Genomic DNA, 20598 nt, shown 5'->3' with positions numbered 1-20598 from the left:
ATGTGATGGGCCGGGTCAGCTGCGCGGCATCTTCAGCGTCAGCGTGCGGTTGCCTTTCTGGTAACGCAATTCGCTGTTGCCGATGGCGACCACCTTGCCACCGTCTATCCGGTCGCCAACCTTGACCTTGGAATAGCGGCCCGATGGCAGGCGGATCAGTGCCCGCCGTTTCGACGGCGTTCCATAGACGCCGATCAGGTTCACCCGCTTGAGATTGATGGCGTTGTTCAGGGTCGCCTGGCGCGCCACCGATGCGGGTGAGGGGGCGCTGGGTTTCACCGTGCGCGGGGCAAAGGTGGCCACGTTGTCGCCGTCCCGGCCGCCGGAGGGCGGTGACGATGCGCCCGAGGCACCAGAATTCTGCGCCGGTTTCGCGGCCGCCGTCGACGCCGGGCTGGCGGCCGATGCCGACACTGACGGCGAGGCCCGGCGCACGAGGGCTTCGAAGTTGCGCGGCCGCGCATCGGGCCGCAGGGACGCGACCACCGCCTGCGCGGTCGGCGTTTCGTCCTTTTCCTCGACGACCTGCTTTTCGGTGATCGGGCGTGCCCTTGGGCGAAGGCCCGCGAGTTCCTCGACCGAATGCCCGCCGAGCCGGCCGCGCTCGTTCAGCTCTGCCAGGTTGGATGGCCGGTTCCTGGGGCGCAGCCCGGCCAGTCGTTCCTGGCGTAGTTCCTCTTCGGTCTTGGGCGGCTCGGCGTCGTCGGTCTCGTCGCCGGGGGCCCGTTGCGGTGCGCTAGGCGGCACCACGGGCGGCTTGCCCAGATAGACCGTCACCCCATCGGGCGTCAGCGTGCCGTCGGCGGTCGGCGTGACCAGTCCGCGGTCGTCGAACTCGACGACGAGACCGGGTATGGCCGGGGTCCCGGCCGCGTCCGGCGCGGTATCCGCGTTTTCGGCCGGCTGGGCGGCCAGCGCCACCGCATCCTGCGACAGGTCCGCGGGATCTATGGACACCACATAGATGTCCTCATCCGGGCCCTGTGGCGCCGAGGGGGCCGCCGGGGTGACAGCATGGATACCGGCCGCTTCCAGCGTCGCGGTATCAAGCTCGGCTATGTCGGGCTGTTGCGCGTCGGTCTCGAGCGTCTCGGGCAGGGACGCCGCGACATCAAACGGCTCCTGCTCGAGGATCTCCGGGGCGGGCATGGCGGCGATCTGATCGGGGGTGACCCCGCCGCTGCCGGCGGTTGGCGGATCGGGTTCGGCGGCCAGTTCGGTTTCGTCCGGCGCCGCGTTGAACAGGCCCGACAGCGGGCTGGACGGGCTGACCGCCGCCCAGGCGGCAACCGCAACCAGGAAAATCAGCAGCAGCACGGTCAGGGCGATGCCGAGGTAGCGGGGCTTGCCGCCGATCCGTTGTTCGGCGCGTTCGCCGAACAGGGTCATCCGCTCGGTTTCGTCCTCGGGCGGGGTCACCGGCAGCGGTGGCGCGGCCACGACCTTGGGAGCAGGCGGCGGGGCGACCGGCTCGGGAGCCACGGTGTCAATGTCCTGCGAATGGTCCCAAGCGGTTTCGTCAGCGGGTTCGGGGCGCGGTTCGGTCTGCGGCTCGGGTTCGGACCGGATCGCGGGGGCCGGGGTGGTTTCCGGATCGGGGTCCGGGGGCGGCTCGGTCCCGCCGGCATGCGCTGGCGGGTCATGCGGGGCCGGCCCGTCGGGACCGGCGGTCAGCGTAAGGCGCGGCCCGTCCGTTGCGGGGGGCTCCTCGGGTGCAAAGCGGTGTTGGGGCGTCCTGCGGCTGACGAACTGCGCCACCTCGTCGGTGTCGTGTTCATCGCGATGCGACGCGTCATCCCGGCCCGTGCCGGTCCCGTCAACCGGCGCCGGGGCGGCGTTCAGGTCAAACACCACCTCACCCGGATAATCGTCCGGATCGGGGATCGCCAGATAGTCGCGGGGGTTGAAGCCGTGCTGGTCGGCAAAGATCCGGGCCTCTTCCAGCGTTTCGCGCGCCACCGCCGCGATATGGGTGACGCCGTCCCGGGATGCGGTGTCTATCACCAGTTCCTCGACCGCGTAGGGTGTCGCCCCGTCCAGCGCCTTTCGCGCGAATTGCTGCCGCGCGTCATCGTCCAGCGGCCCGGAATCGAGCGCCATGTAGCGGATCTGGGAATTGGGGATCAGCACTCTCGTTGCGATCCCGCCCGGCGAAATCCCGCAGGCGCGTTCGCGCAGGCGGGCCAGCGCGTCGATCAGGTCGGGCGCATCCGGCGCAACACTGCCAAGAGATTCCCGGCCCTCCGCCGAGTCATGCAGCAGTTCTATGCCCCCGATGGACAGAGAAAGCGTGAATCCCGGTTTCATTCCGTGGTTTACCAGCGTTTCCTAAACAACACCCAAAGCGCAGCCGCGCCGTCGCCATGGGCAATCCTAGTGCAGGAGCCCGCCGAGGAAAAGCCATACACGGCCTTGTGGGTTGTGGCCCGGGATCGTCTGCGGTCATTGTGCGGAAAAGCAGGTCAGGAGAGACGAGCGATGACGAATTTCATGCGGGTTGCCATGCTGACGGCGGTCCTGGCGGTTCCGGCGCTGCCCTCGGTGGCGGACGATGCGGCAGCGGGTCGCGAACCGGGACGGATCAGCGTGACCGGCGAGGGTCTGGTCGCGGCCGAACCGGACATGGCGACGATCACGCTGGGGGTCACGAACGAACATCGCGAGGCGCAAAAGGCGATGGCCGCGACCTCCGAGGCGGTGCAGCGCATTCTCGACCGGATGGCGGCGATGGGCATCGAACCGCGCGACATGCAGACCCGGAACCTGTCGCTGTTGCCGCGCTGGTCAGACCGCAGCAGCGGCGGACGGTCCCAGATCACCGGGTTCGAGGCGTCGAACATGGTCATGGTCCGCGTGCGCGATCTGTCCGCGCTGGGTGGCATACTCGACGCGGTGATCACCGATGGCGCCAACAATTTCGACGGGTTGCAGTTTTCCGTGCAGGATCCCGCGCCGCTGGTGAGCGAAGCCCGCAAACAGGCGGTCGCCGACGCGATGGCACGGGCCGGAGAACTGGCCGAGGCCGCCGGGGTGGAACTGGGGCCGCTGATCGAGATGTCGGAACACGGTGTCGCGCGGCCGCGGGGCATGGCGATGGAGATGGCCGCCGCGCGGGCCGATTCCGTGCCGGTTGCCGCGGGCGAGGTGTCGCTTCAGGCCAATGTGTCGATGGTGTTCGCGATCGCGGACTAGCCGCGCGCCCGCTCATGCAATGCGGACGGGGCCGGCGTCCGGCCCCGCCGCTGCCCGGATCAGGCGGTGGCGGCCGCCAGGGCCTGGTCCAGATCGGCGATCAGGTCGTCGGCATCCTCGATCCCGACCGACACCCGCACCACGTTGGGACCGGCGCCCGCGGCCTCCTGCTGTTCGGCGCTCAGCTGCCGATGGGTGGTCGAGGCAGAGTGGATGACCAGCGACCGGGTGTCGCCCAGATTGGCCACATGGCTGAAAATCTCCAGCGCGTTCACGAGCTTGACGCAGGCGTCGTAGCCGCCCTTGACCGCGAAGGTGAACAGCGCGCCCGCGCCCCGGGGATATTGCGTCCTGACGCGGTCGGCATAGGGCGACGAGGCAAGCCCGGCATAGGTGACATAATCCACCCGGTCGTCGGCTTCGAGCCAGTTGGCCACCTTGATCGCGTTCTCGACATGGCGCTGCATCCGAAGCGACAGCGTCTCGATCCCCATCAGCGTGTAATGGGCCGCCTGCGGGTTCATGGTCATGCCCAGATCGCGCAGACCGATGGCGATGCCGTGGAAGGTATAGGCCAGCGGGCCGAAGGTTTCGTGGAATTTCAACCCGTGATAGGCGGGTTCGGGGTCGCTGAGCGAGGGGAACTTGCCCTGTGCGGACCAGTCGAACCGGCCCGAATCGACGATGGCGCCGCCGGTAACGGTGCCGTTGCCGGTGAGATACTTGGTGGTCGAATGGACCACCAGCGTGGCGCCCAGTTCGATCGGCCGGCACAGGTAGGGCGTGGCGCTGGTATTGTCGACGATCAACGGGATGCCGGCGGCATCGGTCAGGTCGGCCAGCGCGCGAATATCGGTCACATAGCCGCCCGGGTTGGCGATGGATTCGCAGAACACCGCGCGGGTGTTGTCGTCGATGGCATCGCGAACCGCGTCCAGATCGTCGGTATCGACGAATTTCGCGCTCCAGCCGAACCGTTTGATTGTCTGGCTGAACTGGGTGACGGTCCCGCCATAGAGCCGGGTCGACGCAACCACGTTGCAGCCGGGGCCCATCAGCGGGAACAGCGCCATGATCTGCGCCGCATGGCCCGAGGAACAGCAGACGGCGCCCGCGCCGCCTTCGAGCGTGGCGATGCGTTCCTGCAGAACCGCGACGGTCGGGTTGGTCAGGCGGGAATAGATATAGCCCACCTCCTGCAGGTTGAAGAGCGCCGCGGCGTGGTCGGCATCGCGAAAGACATAGGCCGTGGTCTGGTAGATCGGCGTCTGCCGCGCGCCGGTCGCGGGGTCGGGGCGGCTGCCGGCGTGGATCTGCAGCGTATCGAAGCCGTAGCTGGGGCTGTCGGTCATGTTCAGAAGTCCCTTTCTGTGGGTTCCGGTCCTGATTTGCCGGCACTCTAGGGGAAGCACGCGGCGAAGAACAACCGCCAAAGACGCGCTCAGCGCATCCAGAACCCGGCGGCCCTGATCCGGTTGCGGATCACCCGTTCCTGCGGTGGCAGATGGTCACGGTCGAACAGCGCCCGCACCTTGTGGCCGCGCCGCTGGTACACCATGCGTTTGATCGGGTCGTGGCGTTTGAGCTGTTTTTTCAGCCAGTTCGGCGCGGTGACGGTTTCCAGCACCTCCACGACCTTGTCCGATTCCCGCGCATAGAGCAGCGGGAAATGCCGGTAGTGGCAGCTCACCTCGCCGTCCAGCAGCCCCGCGGGCAGGGCGTCGCGCCTGCCTCCGAGCGCATGGATCACCAGCGGCAGCGCCACCTGGTCGAGCCACGGGTCGAGCGACTGCCCGGTCAGTTCCACCGGCGGGTCGTCGCGGATGGCGCGCGCATAGTCCAGGAACCGTTCCCCGAACAGGCGCGGGCAGCGATGAAAGAACCAGCCGGCGTTGAAATAGAGATACCGCTGCCAGCGGGTCGCGGGCAGGCCGGGCGCGAGGCTGCTGTCGAAATCGAGCCCGAATCGGTCGTAGAGCGATTTCCAGATCGCCGCATATCCCGGACCATAGAGTGTCGGTTGCGGCCAGGTGCCGCTGCGCCGAAGCGAGGCGCCGGGGCGGTCGAAATCGAACGGCACCCCGCCCAGGTCGCCGCAGATCAGCGTGTCGCTGTCGAAGAACACGAAGGGTTCGCCGGCGGGCATGGCCAGCAGGGCCTCGATCTTGTTGCCCTGCGGATAGCTCTGTCCGAACACGGTGTTGTCGAATGGCAGGATCTCGGCCCGCAGCCGGTCGAGGGCGGCCAGGATCTCGCCGTCGCGCAGCGTGGGGTTGTTGTCCCACAAGGGGCCGGGATTGGGCGTTGCCACGAACAGCCGCCCGTCAAAGCCCGGCGCGCTATGGCGCAGCGACGCGGCGAACAGCAGCGCCTCGAATTGCAGCCGGCCGGGCTGGGCGACGATCAGGATGTTGAACGACGGGCGGGGCGCCTGGTTGCTTGCCATACTCGATCATGCCGGTGATTTGGGAACGCCGTGGCGCACCGGGAAACTGCCTCTGACGCCGGACTATAGGACCTGCGCGGCGATCCGGAAACCCCGTCCGAATCCAGCATTGCGGCGGTGTCCAGGAGCCGGGCAGGGCGATCACCCCGGCGGCTGCAGCAGGCGGCGGTAAAGTGTTTCCAGAAACTCCGGCGCGGCGGCGAACGGGTCTTCGCGGTCGAGAACCGCCCGCACCTGCACGTCGAAATCCGCGTAATGCTGGGTCAGTGACCAGATCGAGAAGATCAGGTGATGGGGATGCACCCGGGCGATCCGGCCCTGATCCATCCAGGTCTGGATCAGGGCGGCCTTGTCGGCCACCAGCAGGCGCAGATCGGTGGACAGCGCCTCCAGGATGCGCGGGGCGCCCTGGACGATCTCATGGGCGAACAGGCGGCTTTCGCGCGGCAGATCCCGGCTCATCTGCAGCTTGCGATGCATATAGGCGAGAATCTCGTCCAGCGGTTCGCCCGTCGGATCCAGCGCCCGCAGCGGATCGAGCCAGGTATCCAGCAGGCCCGAGAGCAGCGCCGTGTGGATCGCTTCCTTGGAGCCGAAATAGTAGAGCAGGTTGGGCTTGGACAGCCCGGCGGCGCGGGCGATCTGATCCACCGTTGCGCCGCTGTAGCCATGGGCCGCGAACACGTCCAGCGCGGCATCGAGTATGGTCGCGCGATTGCGGGCCTGGATGCGCGTGGCGGGGCGGTACTGGGTCATCGGGCCGGTGTCCTTCTCCGATTTCCTGACCGGTTTCCTGACCTGGCGGGACGAATCGCCGCATTGCGGTTCTTGACTGGTCTCATTCCCGTGATAGCGTTGCTTTGACCTTTTGGTCAAATCAGACGGGACCGGCGAGGAAACGGCCCGCAGCCACGACAGCGGAGAGAGGGCGACATGGCGGCACCGGCACAGAACCTGAGGGTCAACGGAGACAGGCTCTGGGACAGCCTGATGGAAATGGCCAGGATCGGCCCCGGCGTGGCGGGCGGCAACAACCGCCAGACCGTCACCGACGAGGACGCCGCGGGCCGCGCGTTGTTCCAGAGCTGGTGCGAGGCCGCGGGCTGCACGATGGGGCTCGACCAGATGGGCAACATGTTCGCGCGGCGCGAAGGCAGCGACCCCGACGCCCTGCCGGTCTATGTCGGCTCGCATCTGGATACGCAGCCGACGGGCGGCAAGTATGACGGGGTGCTGGGCGTTCTGGGCGGGCTGGAGATCATCCGCACGCTGAACGATCTGGGCATCAGGACCAGGCATCCGATCGTGGTGACCAACTGGACCAACGAGGAAGGCACGCGGTTCGCGCCCGCGATGCTGGCCTCGGGCGTGTTCGCGGGGGTGCATACGCAGGACTGGGCCTATGACCGCGAAGATGCCGAGGGCCTGAAATTCGGCGACGAGCTCGCCCGGATCGGCTGGCGCGGCGACGAGGAGGTCGGCGCACGCCGGATGCGCGCCTTTTTCGAACTGCATATCGAACAGGGCCCGATTCTCGAGGCCGAGGGCAAGGATATCGGCGTGGTCACCCACGGGCAGGGGCTGAGCTGGACCCAGGTGACCATCACCGGCAAGGACAGCCACACCGGCTCGACCCCGATGCCGATGCGCCGCAACGCGGGCCTGGGCATGGCCCGGGTGCTGGAGAAGGTGGACGAGATCGCGCTGTCCCACGCGCCGCATGCGGTCGGGGCGGCGGGGCATGTCGATGTTTATCCCAATTCGCGCAACGTGATCCCGGGCCGGGTCGTGTTCACCGTCGATTTCCGGTCGCCGGATCTGGCGGTGATCGAGGACATGGAGGCGCGCCTGCGCAGCGAGGGCCAGAAGATCGCCGGTGACATGGGGTTGACCATCGCCTTCGAGAAGGTCGGCGGTTTCGACCCGGTGCAGTTCGATGACGGATGCGTGGCCGCCGTGCGCGGCGCGGCGGAACGGCTGGGCTATTCGCATCGCGACATCATCTCGGGTGCCGGCCACGATGCCTGCTGGATCAACCGCGTGGCGCCCACCGCGATGGTGATGTGCCCCTGCGTGGACGGTCTGAGCCACAACGAGGCCGAGGAGATCAGCAAGGACTGGGCCGCCGCAGGGGCGGACGTGTTGTTTCACGCGGTCGTGGAGACGGCGGAGATCGTGGAGTAGGGGGCGCTGCCCCCGTCGCCCGTGCGGGCGACTCCCCCGGGATATTTTCAGCAAGAGAAAGAGGGCGCGAAGCCACGCCATCGACAGGGAGAAGAGACATGAGCACAGTCATCAGGAATGGAACCATCGTCACCGCCGATCTGAGCTACAAGGCGGATGTGCTGGTCGAGAACGGCGTGATTGCCGAGATCGGCAAGGGGCCGGCGGGCGATACCGAACTGGACGCGACCGGGTGTTTCGTGATGCCGGGCGGGATCGACCCGCATACGCATCTGGAGATGCCCTTCATGGGCACCTATTCGACCGACGATTTCGAATCCGGCACCCGCGCGGCGCTGGCCGGCGGCACCACCATGGTCGTGGATTTCGCGCTGCCGAGCCCCGACCAGGGGCTGCTGGACGCGTTGCAGATGTGGGACAACAAGTCCACCCGCGCCAATTGCGACTATTCCTTTCACATGGCGATCACCTGGTGGGGCGAACGGGTGTTCAACGAGATGGAAACCGTGGTGCGCGAGCGCGGCATCAACACCTTCAAGCATTTCATGGCCTACAAGGGCGCGCTGATGGTGAATGACGACGAGATGTATGCCAGTTTCCAGCGCCTGGCCGAACTGGGCGGGATCGCGCTGGTTCATGCCGAAAACGGCGATGTGGTGGCCGAGCTGTCGGCAAAGCTGCTGGCCGAGGGCAATACCGGCCCAGAGGCCCATGCCTATTCGCGCCCGCCGCAGGTCGAGGGCGAGGCCACCAACCGCGCGATCATGATCGCCGACATGGCGGGGGTGCCGCTCTATGTCGTGCACACCTCCTGCGAAGAGAGCCACGAGGCGATCCGGCGCGCGCGGATGCAGGGCAAGCGGGTCTGGGGCGAGCCGCTGATCCAGCACCTGACGCTGGATGAGAGCGAGTATCTCAACCCCGACTGGGACCATGCCGCGCGGCGGGTGATGAGCCCGCCCTTCCGCAACAAGAAGCACCAGGACAGCCTGTGGGCCGGGTTGCAATCCGGGTCGCTGTCGGTGGTCGCCACCGATCATTGCGCGTTTACGACCGACCAGAAACGCTATGGCGTGGGCGATTTCACCAAGATCCCCAATGGCACCGGCGGGCTGGAGGACCGGATGCCGATGCTCTGGTCGCAAGGGGTGAATACCGGCCGCCTGACGCCGAACGAATTCGTTGCCGTAACTTCAACGAACATCGCCAAGATATTGAATTGTTACCCGAAAAAGGGTGCGGTTCTGGTCGGTGCGGATGCCGATCTGGTGGTCTGGGACCCGGAGAAGGAAAAGACCATCTCTGCCGCGACGCAGCAGAGCGCGATCGACTACAACGTGTTCGAGGGCCAGAAAGTGAAGGGCCTGCCGCGCTTTACCCTGACCCGTGGCCATGTCGCGGTGCATGATGGCGAGATGCGCACGCAGGAAGGTCATGGCAAGTTCGTGGCCCGCGATGCCAACGGGCCGGTCAACCGGGCGCTGTCGAGCTGGAAGGAACTGACCGCGCCGCGCCCGGTGCAGCGCAGCGGCATTCCGGCGACGGGTGTCTGAGGGGTGGCCGGGAACGCAGCGGCAACGGTTCGGCCGGGTGGCCAGACGCGGCGGCCAGTATCGGGAAACGGGCCTGGGACATGAGTGAGCAAATCGTGATCGAGGCGTCGGATCTCGACCTGACATTCCAGACGGCGGACGGGCCGGTTCATGCGCTCAAGGGGGTGAACCTGACCATCGACCGGGGCGATTTCGTCAGCTTCATCGGCCCGTCGGGATGTGGCAAGACCACCTTTCTGCGCTGCATCGCCGCGCTGGAGGCGCCGACGGGTGGCGATCTGCGGGTCAACGGCATGACGCCGGACGAGGCGCGCCGGGCACGCGCCTATGGCTATGTGTTCCAGGCCGCGGGTCTTTATCCGTGGCGGACCATCGCGCGCAACATCAAGCTGCCGCTGGAGATCATGGGGTATTCCAGGGCCGACCAGGAAGAGCGCGTCCGAAACGTGCTGCAGCTGGTCGATCTGGAAGGGTTCGGCGGGAAATACCCCTGGCAGTTGTCGGGCGGCATGCAGCAGCGCGCCAGTATCGCGCGGGCGCTGGCCTTTGACGCGGATATCCTGCTGATGGACGAACCGTTCGGCGCGCTGGACGAGATCGTGCGCGACCATCTGAACGAACAGCTGTTGCAGCTTTGGGCGCGGACGAACAAGACCATCGGGTTCGTCACCCATTCGATCCCGGAGGCGGTCTATCTCAGCACCCGGATCGTGGTGATGAGCCCGCGCCCGGGCCGGATCACCGACGTGATCGAAAGCCCGCTGCCCCGGGAACGGCCGCTGGATATTCGCGACACGCCGGAATTCATCGAGGTGGCGCACCGGGTGCGCGAGGGGTTGAGGGCCGGCCATGATGACGGCTGACGCCATTCCCGCTGCCGCGAGGCGGCCATGAAGTCGTTTCTGGCCGTTCTCACCGTCGTCGCCGCGATCATGGCGGTCTGGTATGTCGCCTGCGTTCCGATGAACATTCACGGCGTGCTGGTCGAGGCCGAACGCGGCGGGGCGGACGTGGTCCCAGCCACGGCCAGGGAGCGCCGGGACATCGGCGCCGTGGCCCTGGTGACGCGCAACGGGTTCGCGATCCCGGCCACATGGGCGCAGGACCGGCCGCGCCTGCCCGCCCCGCATCAGGTCGCGATCGAGCTCTGGGATACGACGCTGAACAAGAAGATCACCTCGAAGCGCAGCCTGGTCTATCACGGCTGGGTGACGTTGAGCGCCACCATGCTGGGGTTCGTCATCGGCACGGTGCTGGGTATCCTGCTGGCGGTGGGCATCGTGCACAGCCGGGTGATGGACATGTCGGTGATGCCCTGGGCGATCGTCAGCCAGACCATCCCGATCATCGCGCTGGCACCGATGATCATCGTGGTGCTGTATTCGGTGGGCGTCCAGGGCATTCTGCCCAAGGCGGTGATCTCGGCCTACCTGTCCTTTTTCCCGGTCGTGGTGGGGATGGTGAAAGGGCTGCGCAGCCCGGACGGGATGCAGTTGGACCTGCTGCGCACCTACAATGCGAGCCGGACGCAAGGGTTCTGGAAGCTGCGGCTGCCGTCCTCGATCCCCTACCTGTTCGCCTCGCTCAAGATCGGCATCGCCGCGTCACTGGTGGGCGCCATCGTGGGGGAACTGCCCACCGGCGCCGTGGCCGGGCTGGGCGCACGGTTGCTGGCCGGCAGCTATTACGGGCAGACGGTCCAGATCTGGGCGGCATTGTTCGCCGCCGCGATCCTGGCCGCGCTGCTGGTCGGGCTGCTGGGGCTGATGGAGCGGGTGGTCCTGCGGCGGATGGGGGTGGCGTCATGAGGCGGGGCGCGGACCGGGGGCTCTGCCCCCGCCGCCCGTGCGGGCGGCTCCCCCGGAGTTTTTCGGGCAAGATGAAGAGGGGGGACGGGGCATGATGCTGGTTCTCTTCGCGATCCTGCTCTGGCTGTCGGGGTGGTGGATCAACACCCGGCTGGCCGAAGGGCCGCAGGCGAATTCGCGGGCGGTCCGGCTCGCGGTGCCGCTGATCTTCGGGCTGACCGTGCTGGCGGTCTGGGAATTGCTGGTGCGCGGGCTGAACGTGCCGCTGGTGATCCTGCCCGCGCCCTCGCTGATCGCGGTGCGGTTCGCCCAGTCCACCGGGCTCTTGTGGCAGGATTTCATGCAGACCTTCGTCAAGGGGGCGCTGTCGGGTTATGTGCTGGGCTGCGGCGCGGCCTTCCTGACCGCGATCCTGGTCGATCGCAGCGATTTCCTGCGCCGGGGGCTGTTGCCGGTGGGCAATTTCGTCGCCGCGCTGCCGATCGTCGGCACCGCGCCCATCCTGGTGATGTGGTTCGGGTTCGACTGGGAAAGCAAGGCGGCGGTGGTGGTGGTTATGGTGTTCTTTCCGATGCTGGTGAACACGGTGGCCGGCCTGTCCGAGACGACGCAGATGCAGCGCGACCTGATGGAGACCTATGCCGCGTCCTACTGGCAGGGGTTCTTCAAGCTGCGGCTGCCGGCCGCGATGCCGTTCATCTTCAACGGGCTGAAGATCTCGACCACCCTGGCGCTGATCGGGGCCATCGTCGCGGAATTTTTCGGCTCGCCGACCATGGGCATGGGGTTTCGCATCTCCACCTCGGTCGGCCAGCTTGCGCTCGACATGGTTTGGGCCGAGATTGTGGTGGCGGCGCTGGCCGGGACGCTGTTCTACGGCGCCGTTGCCCTGCTGGAGCGCGTGGCGACCTTCTGGCACCCGTCGCAGAGAGGATAATCCGAGAACCCGGGCCGACCGGGCGAAACCTACCATCAAGGAGTTGAACAGATGAACAAGACGATATGCGGTACGGCACTGGCGCTGGTGATGGCGGCCATGCCCGCCTGGGCGGCCGACGAGGTCAAGCTGCAGCTGAAATGGGTCACCCAGGCCCAGTTCGGCGGCTATTATGTGGCCCTGGACCAGGGGTTCTACGAGGAAGAGGGGCTGGACGTGACCATCCTGCCCGGCGGGCCCGATATCGCGCCCCCGCAGGTGATCGCCGGTGGCGGCGCCGACGTGGTGGTCGAATGGATGCCCGCCGCGCTGGCCGCGCGCGAGAAGGGGCTGCCGCTGGTCAACATCGCGCAGCCGTTCAAGAGCTCGGGCATGATGCTGACCTGTTGGGCGGATGTCGGGATCGAAGCGCCCGAGGATTTCCCGGGCCATACGCTGGGGGTCTGGTTCTCGGGCAACGAGTTCCCGTTCCTGAGCTGGATGAACACGCTGGGCATTCCGACCGAGGGCGGCGAGGACGGTGTGACGGTGCTCAAGCAGGGCTTCAACGTCGACCCGCTGCTGCAGCGCCAGGCCGACTGCATATCCACGATGACCTATAACGAGTTCGGCCAGGTGCTGGATTCGGGCGTGACCGAGGACGAGCTGATCACCTTCAAATACGAGGATCAGGGTGTGGCGACGCTGGAAGACGGGCTTTATGTGCTCGAAAGCAATCTCGAGGACAAGGCGTTCCGGGACAGGATGGTCCGGTTCGTGCGCGCCTCGATGAAGGGCTGGAAATGGGCCGAGGAGAACCCCGCGGACGCCGCGGGCATCGTGCTGGACAATGACGCGACAGGGGCCCAGACCGAGGCGCACCAGGTGCGGATGATGGGCGAGATCGCCAAGTTGACGGCCGGTTCCAACGGGGCGCTCGATCCGGCGGATTACGAACGCACGGTGCAGACATTGCTGGCCGGCGGTTCCGATCCGGTCATCACCAAGGCACCGGAAGGCGCCTGGACCCATGTGATTTCGGATGCGGCCCTGAACTGACCTCGGGTTCCGGTTCGATCACGGCGCGGCCCCTGCGGGGCCGCGTTTTTCGTGGCGCGGGTTGCGCGATCAGTCCAGGCGCACCGCGTCGCCGCTGCCGCGTTCGGCGGCCGAAAACCCGGCCTGGTCCAGGGCATGGGGCGCGGCGATCGTGATCAGGATCATCGTGGCCAGGGCGATCAACATGGCTTTCATGGCTCAGTCTCCTGTCGCGGTGGCGCGGCGCAGATAGGCGATCAGGTCGGCCCGGTCGGCCGGGTCGGTGATGCGCTGCATCGGCATCTTGGTGCCGGGAATATAGTGGTCGGGGCCGAGGTCGAACAGGGCGTCTATGCTCTCGGCGTCCCAGACGATCTGCGAGCCGTCGAGCGCCTCGGAATAGGCATAATCGCCGACGGTTCCCGCCGGCCGCCCGAACAGCCCGGCCAGCGTCGGCCCGGCCCGGCGCGCGCTGTCGCCGCTCAGGGTATGGCAGATCGAGCATTTGCGCGCGAATTGCCGTTCGCCGTTGTCCATCTCTTCGGACGGTTTGAGGAAGCTGTGGTCCTGCCGCCCCATCGGGTCGTGATCGGCCAGCGTCGCCACCGGCCAGCTATACATGGCGCTGTCGAGCCCGCCGGCGTGGATGTTTTCGCCATCGGCGGAAAAGGCCAGTGCCCAGACCGGGCCGCGCAGGGTCGCGCGGACATCCTTTTCGATCTGCCAGGCGATGGTGTCGATCACCATGATGTAGCCCTGGCCATCGCCCACCGCCAGCCGCGTGCCGTCCGGGCTGCGGGCCAGCGCCAGGATCGGCCGCCGGTCGAGGGTGAAATCGGCGATGGCCGCGCCCGTTCGCGGTTCGATCACGCGGGTGACACCGTCCACGGCGCCATAGGCGAGCCATCCGGCGGCTTCGTCCAGCACGATTTTATTGATGCCGAACCCGTGCCGCAGGACCGTCTGGATTTCCTCGCCGCGCCCGGTGTCCCACAGGCGCAGGGTACCGTCCGCGCCCGCCGACCACAGGTGTTTGCCATCCCCGGAAAACGCGACCGCGTTCACGCCGGCGTCATGGCCCTGCAACAGCCTGCCTTCGCCGCCATCCATCGGCCAGATCCCGATGCTGCCGTCCCAGCTGGCGGACGCGACCAGTCCCGATGCCGCCGCCAGCCCCGCCACCTTGCCCTTGTGCCGGCCGATCACCCGGCCGGGCGAGGTCCACATGCGGACGGTGAAATCGTCCCCGCCCGAGATCACCGCGTCCCCGGCGAAGATGACCGTGTTCACCGCCGCCTCGTGACCGTCGAGCCAATGCGGGACGGTTTCGTCCCACAGCGCCACGGCATTGTCGAAACTGGCGGTGGCGATCCGGTCCTGCGGCGATACCGCGATGGCCATCACCGGGCCGCCATGGCCCTTGAGCGAAAAGAAATCCCCCGCGCAGAGCGGCACGGGCGCCATGATGGACAGGATCAGGGTCAGCGCCGCGCGCATCGTCACTCGGCCGGCGTGGCGGTTGTCCGCCCGGCCTCCTTCGCCCTGACCTCGTCGACCCAGAGGCTGTGATGTTCGCGGGCCCATTGCTCGTCGACCTCGCCGGTGCCTATCGCATCGAAGGCGCCCTCCATCCCGATCGACCCGAGGTAGATATGGGCGAAGATCATCGCCATGAACACGAAGGCGACGATGGTGTGCCAGAGCTGCGCGAACTGCATTTCCTCATGCGGGGCGAGCTGTCGGGGCAGGGGATCGGCACCCACCAGCCCCGGCAGGCCGAGGTCGTTGATCACCGCAAAGGTCTTGGCGAACATCGGCAGCTGGAACGGGAACAGCAGCGAAAGGCCGGACAGGCTGATCGAGATGCCGAGGACGACACAGCCCCAGAAGATCAGCTTCTGACCCGCGTTGAACTTGCGCGCCGGGGGGTGAACGCCACTGGAAAACAACCCGCCGCCCCTGGCCAGCCACACCAGATCGTGGCGGTTGGGAAGGTTGTGCAATGTCCAGTTCACGATCACGATCACGAGCCCCAGCATGAAGGCCCAGGCGATGTTGTTGTGAACCCATTTGCCGGCCAGCGCGATGGAGGCATAGGCGTCCTTGCCGATCAGCGGGATCAGCGCCATCCGCCCGAACAGGGTGATCAGGCCGGTCAGGCCGAGGATCAGGAAACTGCCCGCGAACAGCCAGTGGCCGAACCGTTCGAACCCGGAAAACCGCAGGATCGTTTGCCCGGTCCTGGGGCCGTCGATCCTGATCTTGCCGCGCAGCAGGTAGAACAAGGCCAGCGCGACCAGCGTGCCGCCCAGCAGCCAGGCGCCGTAGGTGGCGAGCGGCCCGCGTCGGAACTGCAGCCACCACATGCCGCCGTCCTGGATGATCACGCCCGCCGCCGGGCTGCGCGACGAGACGGTGACATCGGCGCTGCCATAGCGCAGGGCGCGATACATGTCCGCATCCGAGGCGCCGCCGAGCGTGCCCAGCTGCGACCGGATATCGGCCCCGTGATCGGCGCCGGTATTGGTGCGGCGATAGCTGTCATCCACCTTTTCACCGCGCTGTCGGGCCATGATGTCCTCGAGCGTGGTGGCACCGCCGGTGGCGGCGCGATCAGCGGCCCCGGCCGTGGCGGGCTGATCCTGTGCGATGGCCGTTCCGGCCCAGACGGTGACGATCAGAAGCGCAATCAGGTGACGCATCACTGTTCCTTTCGCGGTGCTCGGCGGTCGAAGCCGCCAATCCCGCCATGAATTTTCGCGCCCCGCTCCTCCAGCGCCGCCGCGATCGTTTCCGGCATCGAAGCGTCGAAGGCGGCGGTCCGTGCGTCCCGGGTCTGCAGTCGCAGCATCCAGCAGATGTCATCCGCCATCGCGTCGCTCCGATGAAGGCACCGTTCCGGCCCGAAGGCCGGAACGGGGTCAGGCAATGGCGGGCTCAGCCGCCTTTCTGGTCATAGGCGGTGCCCCAGCCCCAGGCGCCCGAGCCGAACCCGCGCGCCACGACGCGTTCGCGGTAGATCGCCGACACCACGTCGCCGTCACCGGCCAGCAGCGCCTTGGTCGAACACATCTCGGCGCAGATGGGCAGCTTGCCCTCGGCGATCCGGTTGCGCCCGTATTTGGCAAATTCGGCGGTCGAGTTGTTTTCTTCGGGTCCGCCCGCGCAGAAGGTGCATTTGTCCATCTTGCCGCGCGATCCGAAATTGCCGGCCTGCGGATATTGCGGCGCGCCGAACGGGCACGCGTAGAAGCAATAGCCGCAGCCGATGCAGAGATCCTTGGAATGCAACACCACGCCGTCCTCGGTCTGGTAGAAGCAATCCACCGGGCAGACCGCCATGCAGGGCGCGTCGGAACAATGCATGCAGGCCACCGAGATCGAGCGTTCGCCCGGTTTGCCGTCATTGATCGTCACCACCCGTCGTCGGTTGATGCCCCAGGGAACCTCGTGCTCGTTCTTGCACGCGGTGACGCAGGCGTTGCATTCGATGCAGCGTTCGGCGTCGCAGAGAAATTTTGCTCTGGCCATGTCTGATCCTCCTTACGCTGCCGTGATCTTGCACAGGGTACACTTGGTTTCCTGCATCTGCGTCACGGAATCATAACCATAGGTCTGCGCGGTGTTCGAGCTTTCGCCCAGCACATAGGGGTCGGCCCCGGCGGGGTATTTCTCCCGCAGGTCCTTGCCCTCGAAATGGCCGCCGAAATGGAACGGCATGAAGGCCACGCCGGCACCCACCCGTTCGGTCACCATCGCCATCACCTTGACCTTGGCGCCCTCGGCACCCTCGACCCAGACCTGCGCCCCGTCGCGCACGCCCAGATCGTTGGCGTCACGCGGGTTGATCTCGACGAACATGTCCTGCTGCAACTCGGCCAGCCAGGGGTTCGACCGGGTCTCCTCGCCGCCGCCCTCGTATTCGACCAGGCGCCCCGATGTCAGGATGATCGGGTAATCCTTGGAGAAATCGTTCTTCTGGATCGAGGCATACATGGTCGGCAGGCGATAGAACTTGCGGTCCTCGTAGGTCGGATAATCCGCCACAAGGTCGCGCCGCGGCGTATAGAGCGGTTCGCGATGCAGCGGCACCGGGTCCGGGAAGGTCCACACCACCGTGCGCGCCTTGGCATTGCCGAACGGCGCGCAGCCATGCGCGATGGCGACCCGCTGGATCCCGCCCGAAAGGTCGGTCTTCCAGTTGGTCTTGGGGCCGGCCACGGCGTCGATCGTGGCGCGTTCCTCGTCGGTCAGGTCGCCGTCCCAGCCCAGGTCCATCAACATCTGCATGGTGAACTCTGGATATCCGTCCTGGATCTCGGAGCCGGGGTTGTAGACCCCTTCGGCCAGCAGGTTGTCACCATCGCGTTCGACGCCGAACCGGGCGCGGAAGCACAGCCCGCCCTCGGCCACCGGCAGCGACATGTCATAGAGCCGATGGGTGCCGGGATGGCCCATCTCCGCCGTTCCCCAGCAGGGCCAGGGCAACCCGTAGGTATCGCCATCGGCCGGTCCCCCCACCGCGCGCAGCGTGGTGCGGTCAAAGGTGTGCTGGTTGGCCATGTGCAGTTTCAGCCGTTCCGGGCTCTGCCCGGTATAGCCGACGGTCCACATGCCGCGGTTGAATTCGCGGGTGATGTCCTCGACGTTGGGTTCGGTTTCGCTGTCCATGGCGATGTTGCGGAACAGGCGCTCCTCGAAACCGAATTTCTTCGAGAACAGATAGATGATCTCGTGATCGGGTTTCGATTCGAACAGCGGCGCCACCACCCGGTCGCGCCATTGCAGCGACCGGTTGGACGCGGTGACCGAGCCGCGGGTTTCGAACTGGGTGCAGGCCGGCAGCAGGTAGACGCCGTCGGTGCGGTCATGCAGGACCGCCGACACGGTGGGGTAGGGGTCCACCACCACCAGCATGTCCAGCTTTTCCATCGCGGCCTTCATTTCCTTGCCGCGTGTCTGGCTGTTGGGCGCATGTCCCCACAGCACCATCGCCCGGACCTTGTTGGGCTGGTCCATGTTCTCGGCGTCTTCCAGCACGCCATCGATCCAGCGCGACACCGGGATGCCGGTCAGGGTCTGCAGGGATTTTTCCTTGCCGTCCTTGTCGGTGATGCTGTCGAACTGGCCGGCCAGCCATTCCGGGTCTTCTTCCCAGACCCGCGCCCAGTGGTCCCAGGCGCCCTGGGTCAGGCCGTAATAGCCCGGCAGGGTATGCGACAGGACCCCGAGATCGGTGGCGCCCTGCACGTTGTCATGGCCGCGGAAGATGTTGGCGCCGCCGCCGGCGACACCGATGTTCCCCAGCGCCAGCTGCAGCACGCAATAGGCGCGGGTGTTGTTGTTGCCGTTCGTGTGCTGGGTGCCGCCCATGCACCAGATCAGCGTGCCGGGGCGGTTGTTGGCCAGGGTCCGCGCCACCCGGCGCAGCTGCGAGCCGGGCACGCCGGTCACGCGTTCGACCTCGTCGGGGTTCCACCTGGCGACCTCGGTGCGGATCTGGTCCATGCCCCAGACCCGGGTGCGGATGAACTCCTTGTCCTCCCAGCTGTTTTCAAAGATGTGCCACAGGATTCCCCAGATCAGCGCCACGTCGGTGCCGGGCCGGAACCGCACATATTCGTCCGCATGGGCCGCGGTTCGGGTGAACCGGGGGTCGCAGACGATCAGCGGCGCGTTGTTCTGTTCCTTGGCGCGCAGCAGGTGCAGCAGCGATACCGGGTGTGCCTCGGCCGGGTTCGACCCGATCAGGAACATCGCCCGGCTGTTGTGGATGTCGTTGTAGGAATTGGTCATGGCGCCGTAGCCCCATGTATTCGCAACCCCGGCAACGGTGGTGGAATGGCAGATCCGCGCCTGGTGGTCCACGTTGTTGCTGCCCCAGTAGGCGGCGAACTTGCGGAACAGGTAGGATTGTTCGTTGTTATGCTTGGCGCTGCCCAGCCAATAGACGCTGTCGGGGCCGCTTTCCTCGCGGATCGACAGCATCTGGTCGCCGATCTCGGCAATCGCCTCGTCCCAGCTGATCCGTTTCCATTCGCCGCCTTCCTTTTTCATCGGATACTTGAGGCGGCGTTCGCCATGGGCATGTTCGCGCACCGATGCGCCCTTGGCGCAATGGGCCCCGAGGTTGAACGGGCTGTCCCAGCCGGGTTCCTGGCCCGTCCAGACCCCGTTCTGCACCTCGGCGATCACGGTGCAGCCCACCGAGCAATGGGTGCAGACGGATTTGACGGTGTTCACGGCCGTGTCGGCGGCGTTCTGGGCGTTGGCCTTCGTTACCGTGCCGCCGGTGGCGGCAATGGCGGTCAGCCCGCCGATGGCAAGTCCCGAGCCGCGCAGGAAGGCGCGGCGATCGACGGATTTCTCGGCGATCTCTGACAGGATCGAAGTCCGCTGGGGGCGTCGCGCAACCCCGTTGGTCTTTTTCCTAAGCATTTTCAGTTTCTCCTTGCTGCCGCGATAGCGGCTGGCTGGGTCTCGAACACGAACCGGCATCAGGGCGTCACGCAACCGTCTGCCGGGTCTTGACCTCGTCCGGGCGGGCCGGGCGCTGTCGCGTCTCGGGGCGGGCGATCAGAATCGCGCGCTGTCCAGATAGGCGCGGTTATGCGCCGTATCCTGGATGCGGGTTTCGTCCACCGGGGCCTCAGCGGCGCCGGCGTCGGTTGCCAATGCCGCGGCCGCGGCGGCCGCGGGGGCGGCGCTGCCCGCCAGTTTCAGGAAATCGCGCCGCGTGGCGCCGTCTTCCCCTGTCTTCGTCATCGGTTCGTCTCCTTTCGCCAGTGTCGTCGTTTTCATCGTCTTCGTCGTTTTCGCCTTCGTCGTGCCGTTCCGGTCAGGGCGGATCATTCCGCCAGCATGGCAAAGCCGTTTTTCTCGATCTCCATGAACACCCGCCCGGCAGTGCCGACCGAGGCATAGAGCACCGAGTTTTCCGCCGCTTCGAGATCGGCAAAGAAATGCCCCGCCCAGGGCGCGATGTGGCGGTTCCAGAACATCCGCTGATCGGCGAGCGGGGCAGGGGCGCCGAACCGGCCGACGATCATGCCCGCCATCATCTCCATCAGCGACGCGATGTTGTCCTCGGGCTCATAGACATTGGGCGCGCGCGTGATGCCGCGCGCGGCCATGTCGCTGCGCAGCTGCGCCAGCGGCTTTTCGTTCAGGAAACCGGTCAGGTAATAGCTCGCATAGGGCAGCAATTCACCCCGGCCCAGCCCGATGAACAGCGCGTTGAATTCCCGTTCCGCCGCCGGTGGCGTCGTTACCCGTGCCACCCGGGCCAGCGCCTGCATCGCCCGGCCCAGGTCGCTGTCGTCGCCCGCCAGCCCGGCGGTCATGTCGAGCGTGCCCCGGTCGGGCGGCGCGGCCAGCAGCAGGCCGAGGAAGTTGTAGAAATCCGCGCGCAGCCGATCCTCGTCGGCAATCTCGATGTCGCGCTGGCGGGCTTCGGTCATG

The 20598-nt window shown here is 66.7% G+C and carries 19 protein-coding genes; 7 read left to right on the top strand and 12 right to left on the bottom strand.

The features are described 5' to 3' along the window. Positions 1-15 precede the first annotated feature (15 nt). On the bottom strand, positions 16-2307 hold the full coding sequence (locus tag C6Y53_RS00940) for a hypothetical protein (RefSeq protein WP_106470728.1): 2292 nt from the start codon (positions 2305-2307) through the stop codon (positions 16-18). A gap of 171 nt (positions 2308-2478) precedes the next feature. Between C6Y53_RS00940 and C6Y53_RS00935 the strand changes: the two genes are divergently transcribed. Then, positions 2479-3192 (top strand): SIMPL domain-containing protein, encoded by a 714-nt coding sequence (locus C6Y53_RS00935; RefSeq protein WP_244614912.1) that lies wholly within the window; start codon positions 2479-2481, stop codon positions 3190-3192. 59 nt (positions 3193-3251) lie between these two features. Here C6Y53_RS00935 and C6Y53_RS00930 read toward each other — a convergent pair whose 3' ends face one another. The 3 genes from C6Y53_RS00930 to C6Y53_RS00920 all read right to left on the bottom strand — a co-directional run bounded on the left by C6Y53_RS00930 (position 3252) and on the right by C6Y53_RS00920 (position 6394). Further along, entirely contained in the window at positions 3252-4544 is a 1293-nt protein-coding gene (locus C6Y53_RS00930) for an O-acetylhomoserine aminocarboxypropyltransferase/cysteine synthase family protein (RefSeq protein ID WP_106470727.1), read from the bottom strand. A gap of 89 nt (positions 4545-4633) precedes the next feature. Continuing rightward, the gene (locus C6Y53_RS00925) at positions 4634-5638 is read right to left on the bottom strand and encodes a hypothetical protein (protein ID WP_106470726.1); all 1005 of its coding nucleotides are present in this window, start codon (positions 5636-5638) and stop codon (positions 4634-4636) included. A gap of 141 nt (positions 5639-5779) precedes the next feature. Further along, entirely contained in the window at positions 5780-6394 is a 615-nt protein-coding gene (locus C6Y53_RS00920) for a TetR family transcriptional regulator C-terminal domain-containing protein (RefSeq protein ID WP_106470725.1), read from the bottom strand. Positions 6395-6571: 177 nt separating this feature from the next. Between C6Y53_RS00920 and C6Y53_RS00915 the strand changes: the two genes are divergently transcribed. The 6 genes from C6Y53_RS00915 to C6Y53_RS00890 all read left to right on the top strand — a co-directional run bounded on the left by C6Y53_RS00915 (position 6572) and on the right by C6Y53_RS00890 (position 13158). After that, the gene (locus C6Y53_RS00915; protein ID WP_106470724.1) at positions 6572-7822 is read left to right on the top strand and encodes a Zn-dependent hydrolase; all 1251 of its coding nucleotides are present in this window, start codon (positions 6572-6574) and stop codon (positions 7820-7822) included. Between the two features lie 98 nt (positions 7823-7920). Then, positions 7921-9375: a dihydropyrimidinase gene (gene hydA / locus C6Y53_RS00910; protein WP_106470723.1), complete on the top strand. Its 1455-nt coding sequence runs from the start codon at positions 7921-7923 to the stop codon at positions 9373-9375. A gap of 80 nt (positions 9376-9455) precedes the next feature. Further along, positions 9456-10238, top strand: a complete 783-nt coding sequence (locus tag C6Y53_RS00905) for an ABC transporter ATP-binding protein (RefSeq protein ID WP_106470722.1) — start codon at positions 9456-9458, stop codon at positions 10236-10238. Positions 10239-10265: 27 nt separating this feature from the next. Beyond that, a complete protein-coding gene (locus tag C6Y53_RS00900) occupies positions 10266-11183 on the top strand; it encodes an ABC transporter permease (RefSeq protein WP_106470721.1) in 918 nt (305 codons plus the stop codon). A gap of 91 nt (positions 11184-11274) precedes the next feature. Then, positions 11275-12120 (top strand): ABC transporter permease, encoded by an 846-nt coding sequence (locus C6Y53_RS00895; protein ID WP_106470720.1) that lies wholly within the window; start codon positions 11275-11277, stop codon positions 12118-12120. Positions 12121-12171: 51 nt separating this feature from the next. After that, a complete protein-coding gene (locus C6Y53_RS00890; protein WP_106470719.1) occupies positions 12172-13158 on the top strand; it encodes an ABC transporter substrate-binding protein in 987 nt (328 codons plus the stop codon). A 69-nt stretch (positions 13159-13227) separates the two neighbouring features. Here the strand turns inward: C6Y53_RS00890 and C6Y53_RS21345 are convergent, their stop codons facing one another. The 8 genes from C6Y53_RS21345 to C6Y53_RS00860 all read right to left on the bottom strand — a co-directional run bounded on the left by C6Y53_RS21345 (position 13228) and on the right by C6Y53_RS00860 (position 20597). Next, a complete protein-coding gene (locus C6Y53_RS21345) occupies positions 13228-13353 on the bottom strand; it encodes a hypothetical protein (protein ID WP_280178364.1) in 126 nt (41 codons plus the stop codon). A 3-nt stretch (positions 13354-13356) separates the two neighbouring features. Beyond that, positions 13357-14634, bottom strand: coding sequence for a c-type cytochrome (locus C6Y53_RS00885; protein WP_106470718.1), 1278 nt, complete (start codon positions 14632-14634; stop codon positions 13357-13359). Positions 14635-14636: 2 nt separating this feature from the next. Further along, positions 14637-15839, bottom strand: coding sequence for a formate dehydrogenase subunit gamma (locus tag C6Y53_RS00880; protein WP_211299433.1), 1203 nt, complete (start codon positions 15837-15839; stop codon positions 14637-14639). Continuing rightward, the gene (locus tag C6Y53_RS20885) at positions 15839-16009 is read right to left on the bottom strand and encodes a hypothetical protein (RefSeq protein WP_211299432.1); all 171 of its coding nucleotides are present in this window, start codon (positions 16007-16009) and stop codon (positions 15839-15841) included. Before C6Y53_RS20885 ends, C6Y53_RS00880 begins: the two co-directional genes overlap by 1 nt. 65 nt (positions 16010-16074) lie before the next feature. Then, complete coding sequence (fdh3B, locus tag C6Y53_RS00875; RefSeq protein WP_106470716.1) at positions 16075-16668, bottom strand: formate dehydrogenase FDH3 subunit beta; 594 nt, start codon at positions 16666-16668, stop codon at positions 16075-16077. 12 nt (positions 16669-16680) lie between these two features. Further along, on the bottom strand, positions 16681-19575 hold the full coding sequence (locus tag C6Y53_RS00870) for a formate dehydrogenase subunit alpha (RefSeq protein ID WP_106470715.1): 2895 nt from the start codon (positions 19573-19575) through the stop codon (positions 16681-16683). Between the two features lie 138 nt (positions 19576-19713). Next, positions 19714-19902: a ubiquinol-cytochrome c reductase iron-sulfur subunit N-terminal domain-containing protein gene (locus tag C6Y53_RS00865; RefSeq protein WP_106473880.1), complete on the bottom strand. Its 189-nt coding sequence runs from the start codon at positions 19900-19902 to the stop codon at positions 19714-19716. An 83-nt stretch (positions 19903-19985) separates the two neighbouring features. Next, complete coding sequence (locus tag C6Y53_RS00860) at positions 19986-20597, bottom strand: TorD/DmsD family molecular chaperone (protein WP_106470714.1); 612 nt, start codon at positions 20595-20597, stop codon at positions 19986-19988. Position 20598 lies beyond the last annotated feature (1 nt).

Origin of the sequence: Pukyongiella litopenaei (genome assembly GCF_003008555.2) — a bacterium.
GTDB lineage: Bacteria > Pseudomonadota > Alphaproteobacteria > Rhodobacterales > Rhodobacteraceae > Pukyongiella > Pukyongiella litopenaei.
The sequence above is the reverse complement of the archived record's forward strand: the minus strand, read 5'-3'. Positions and strand labels throughout refer to the sequence as shown.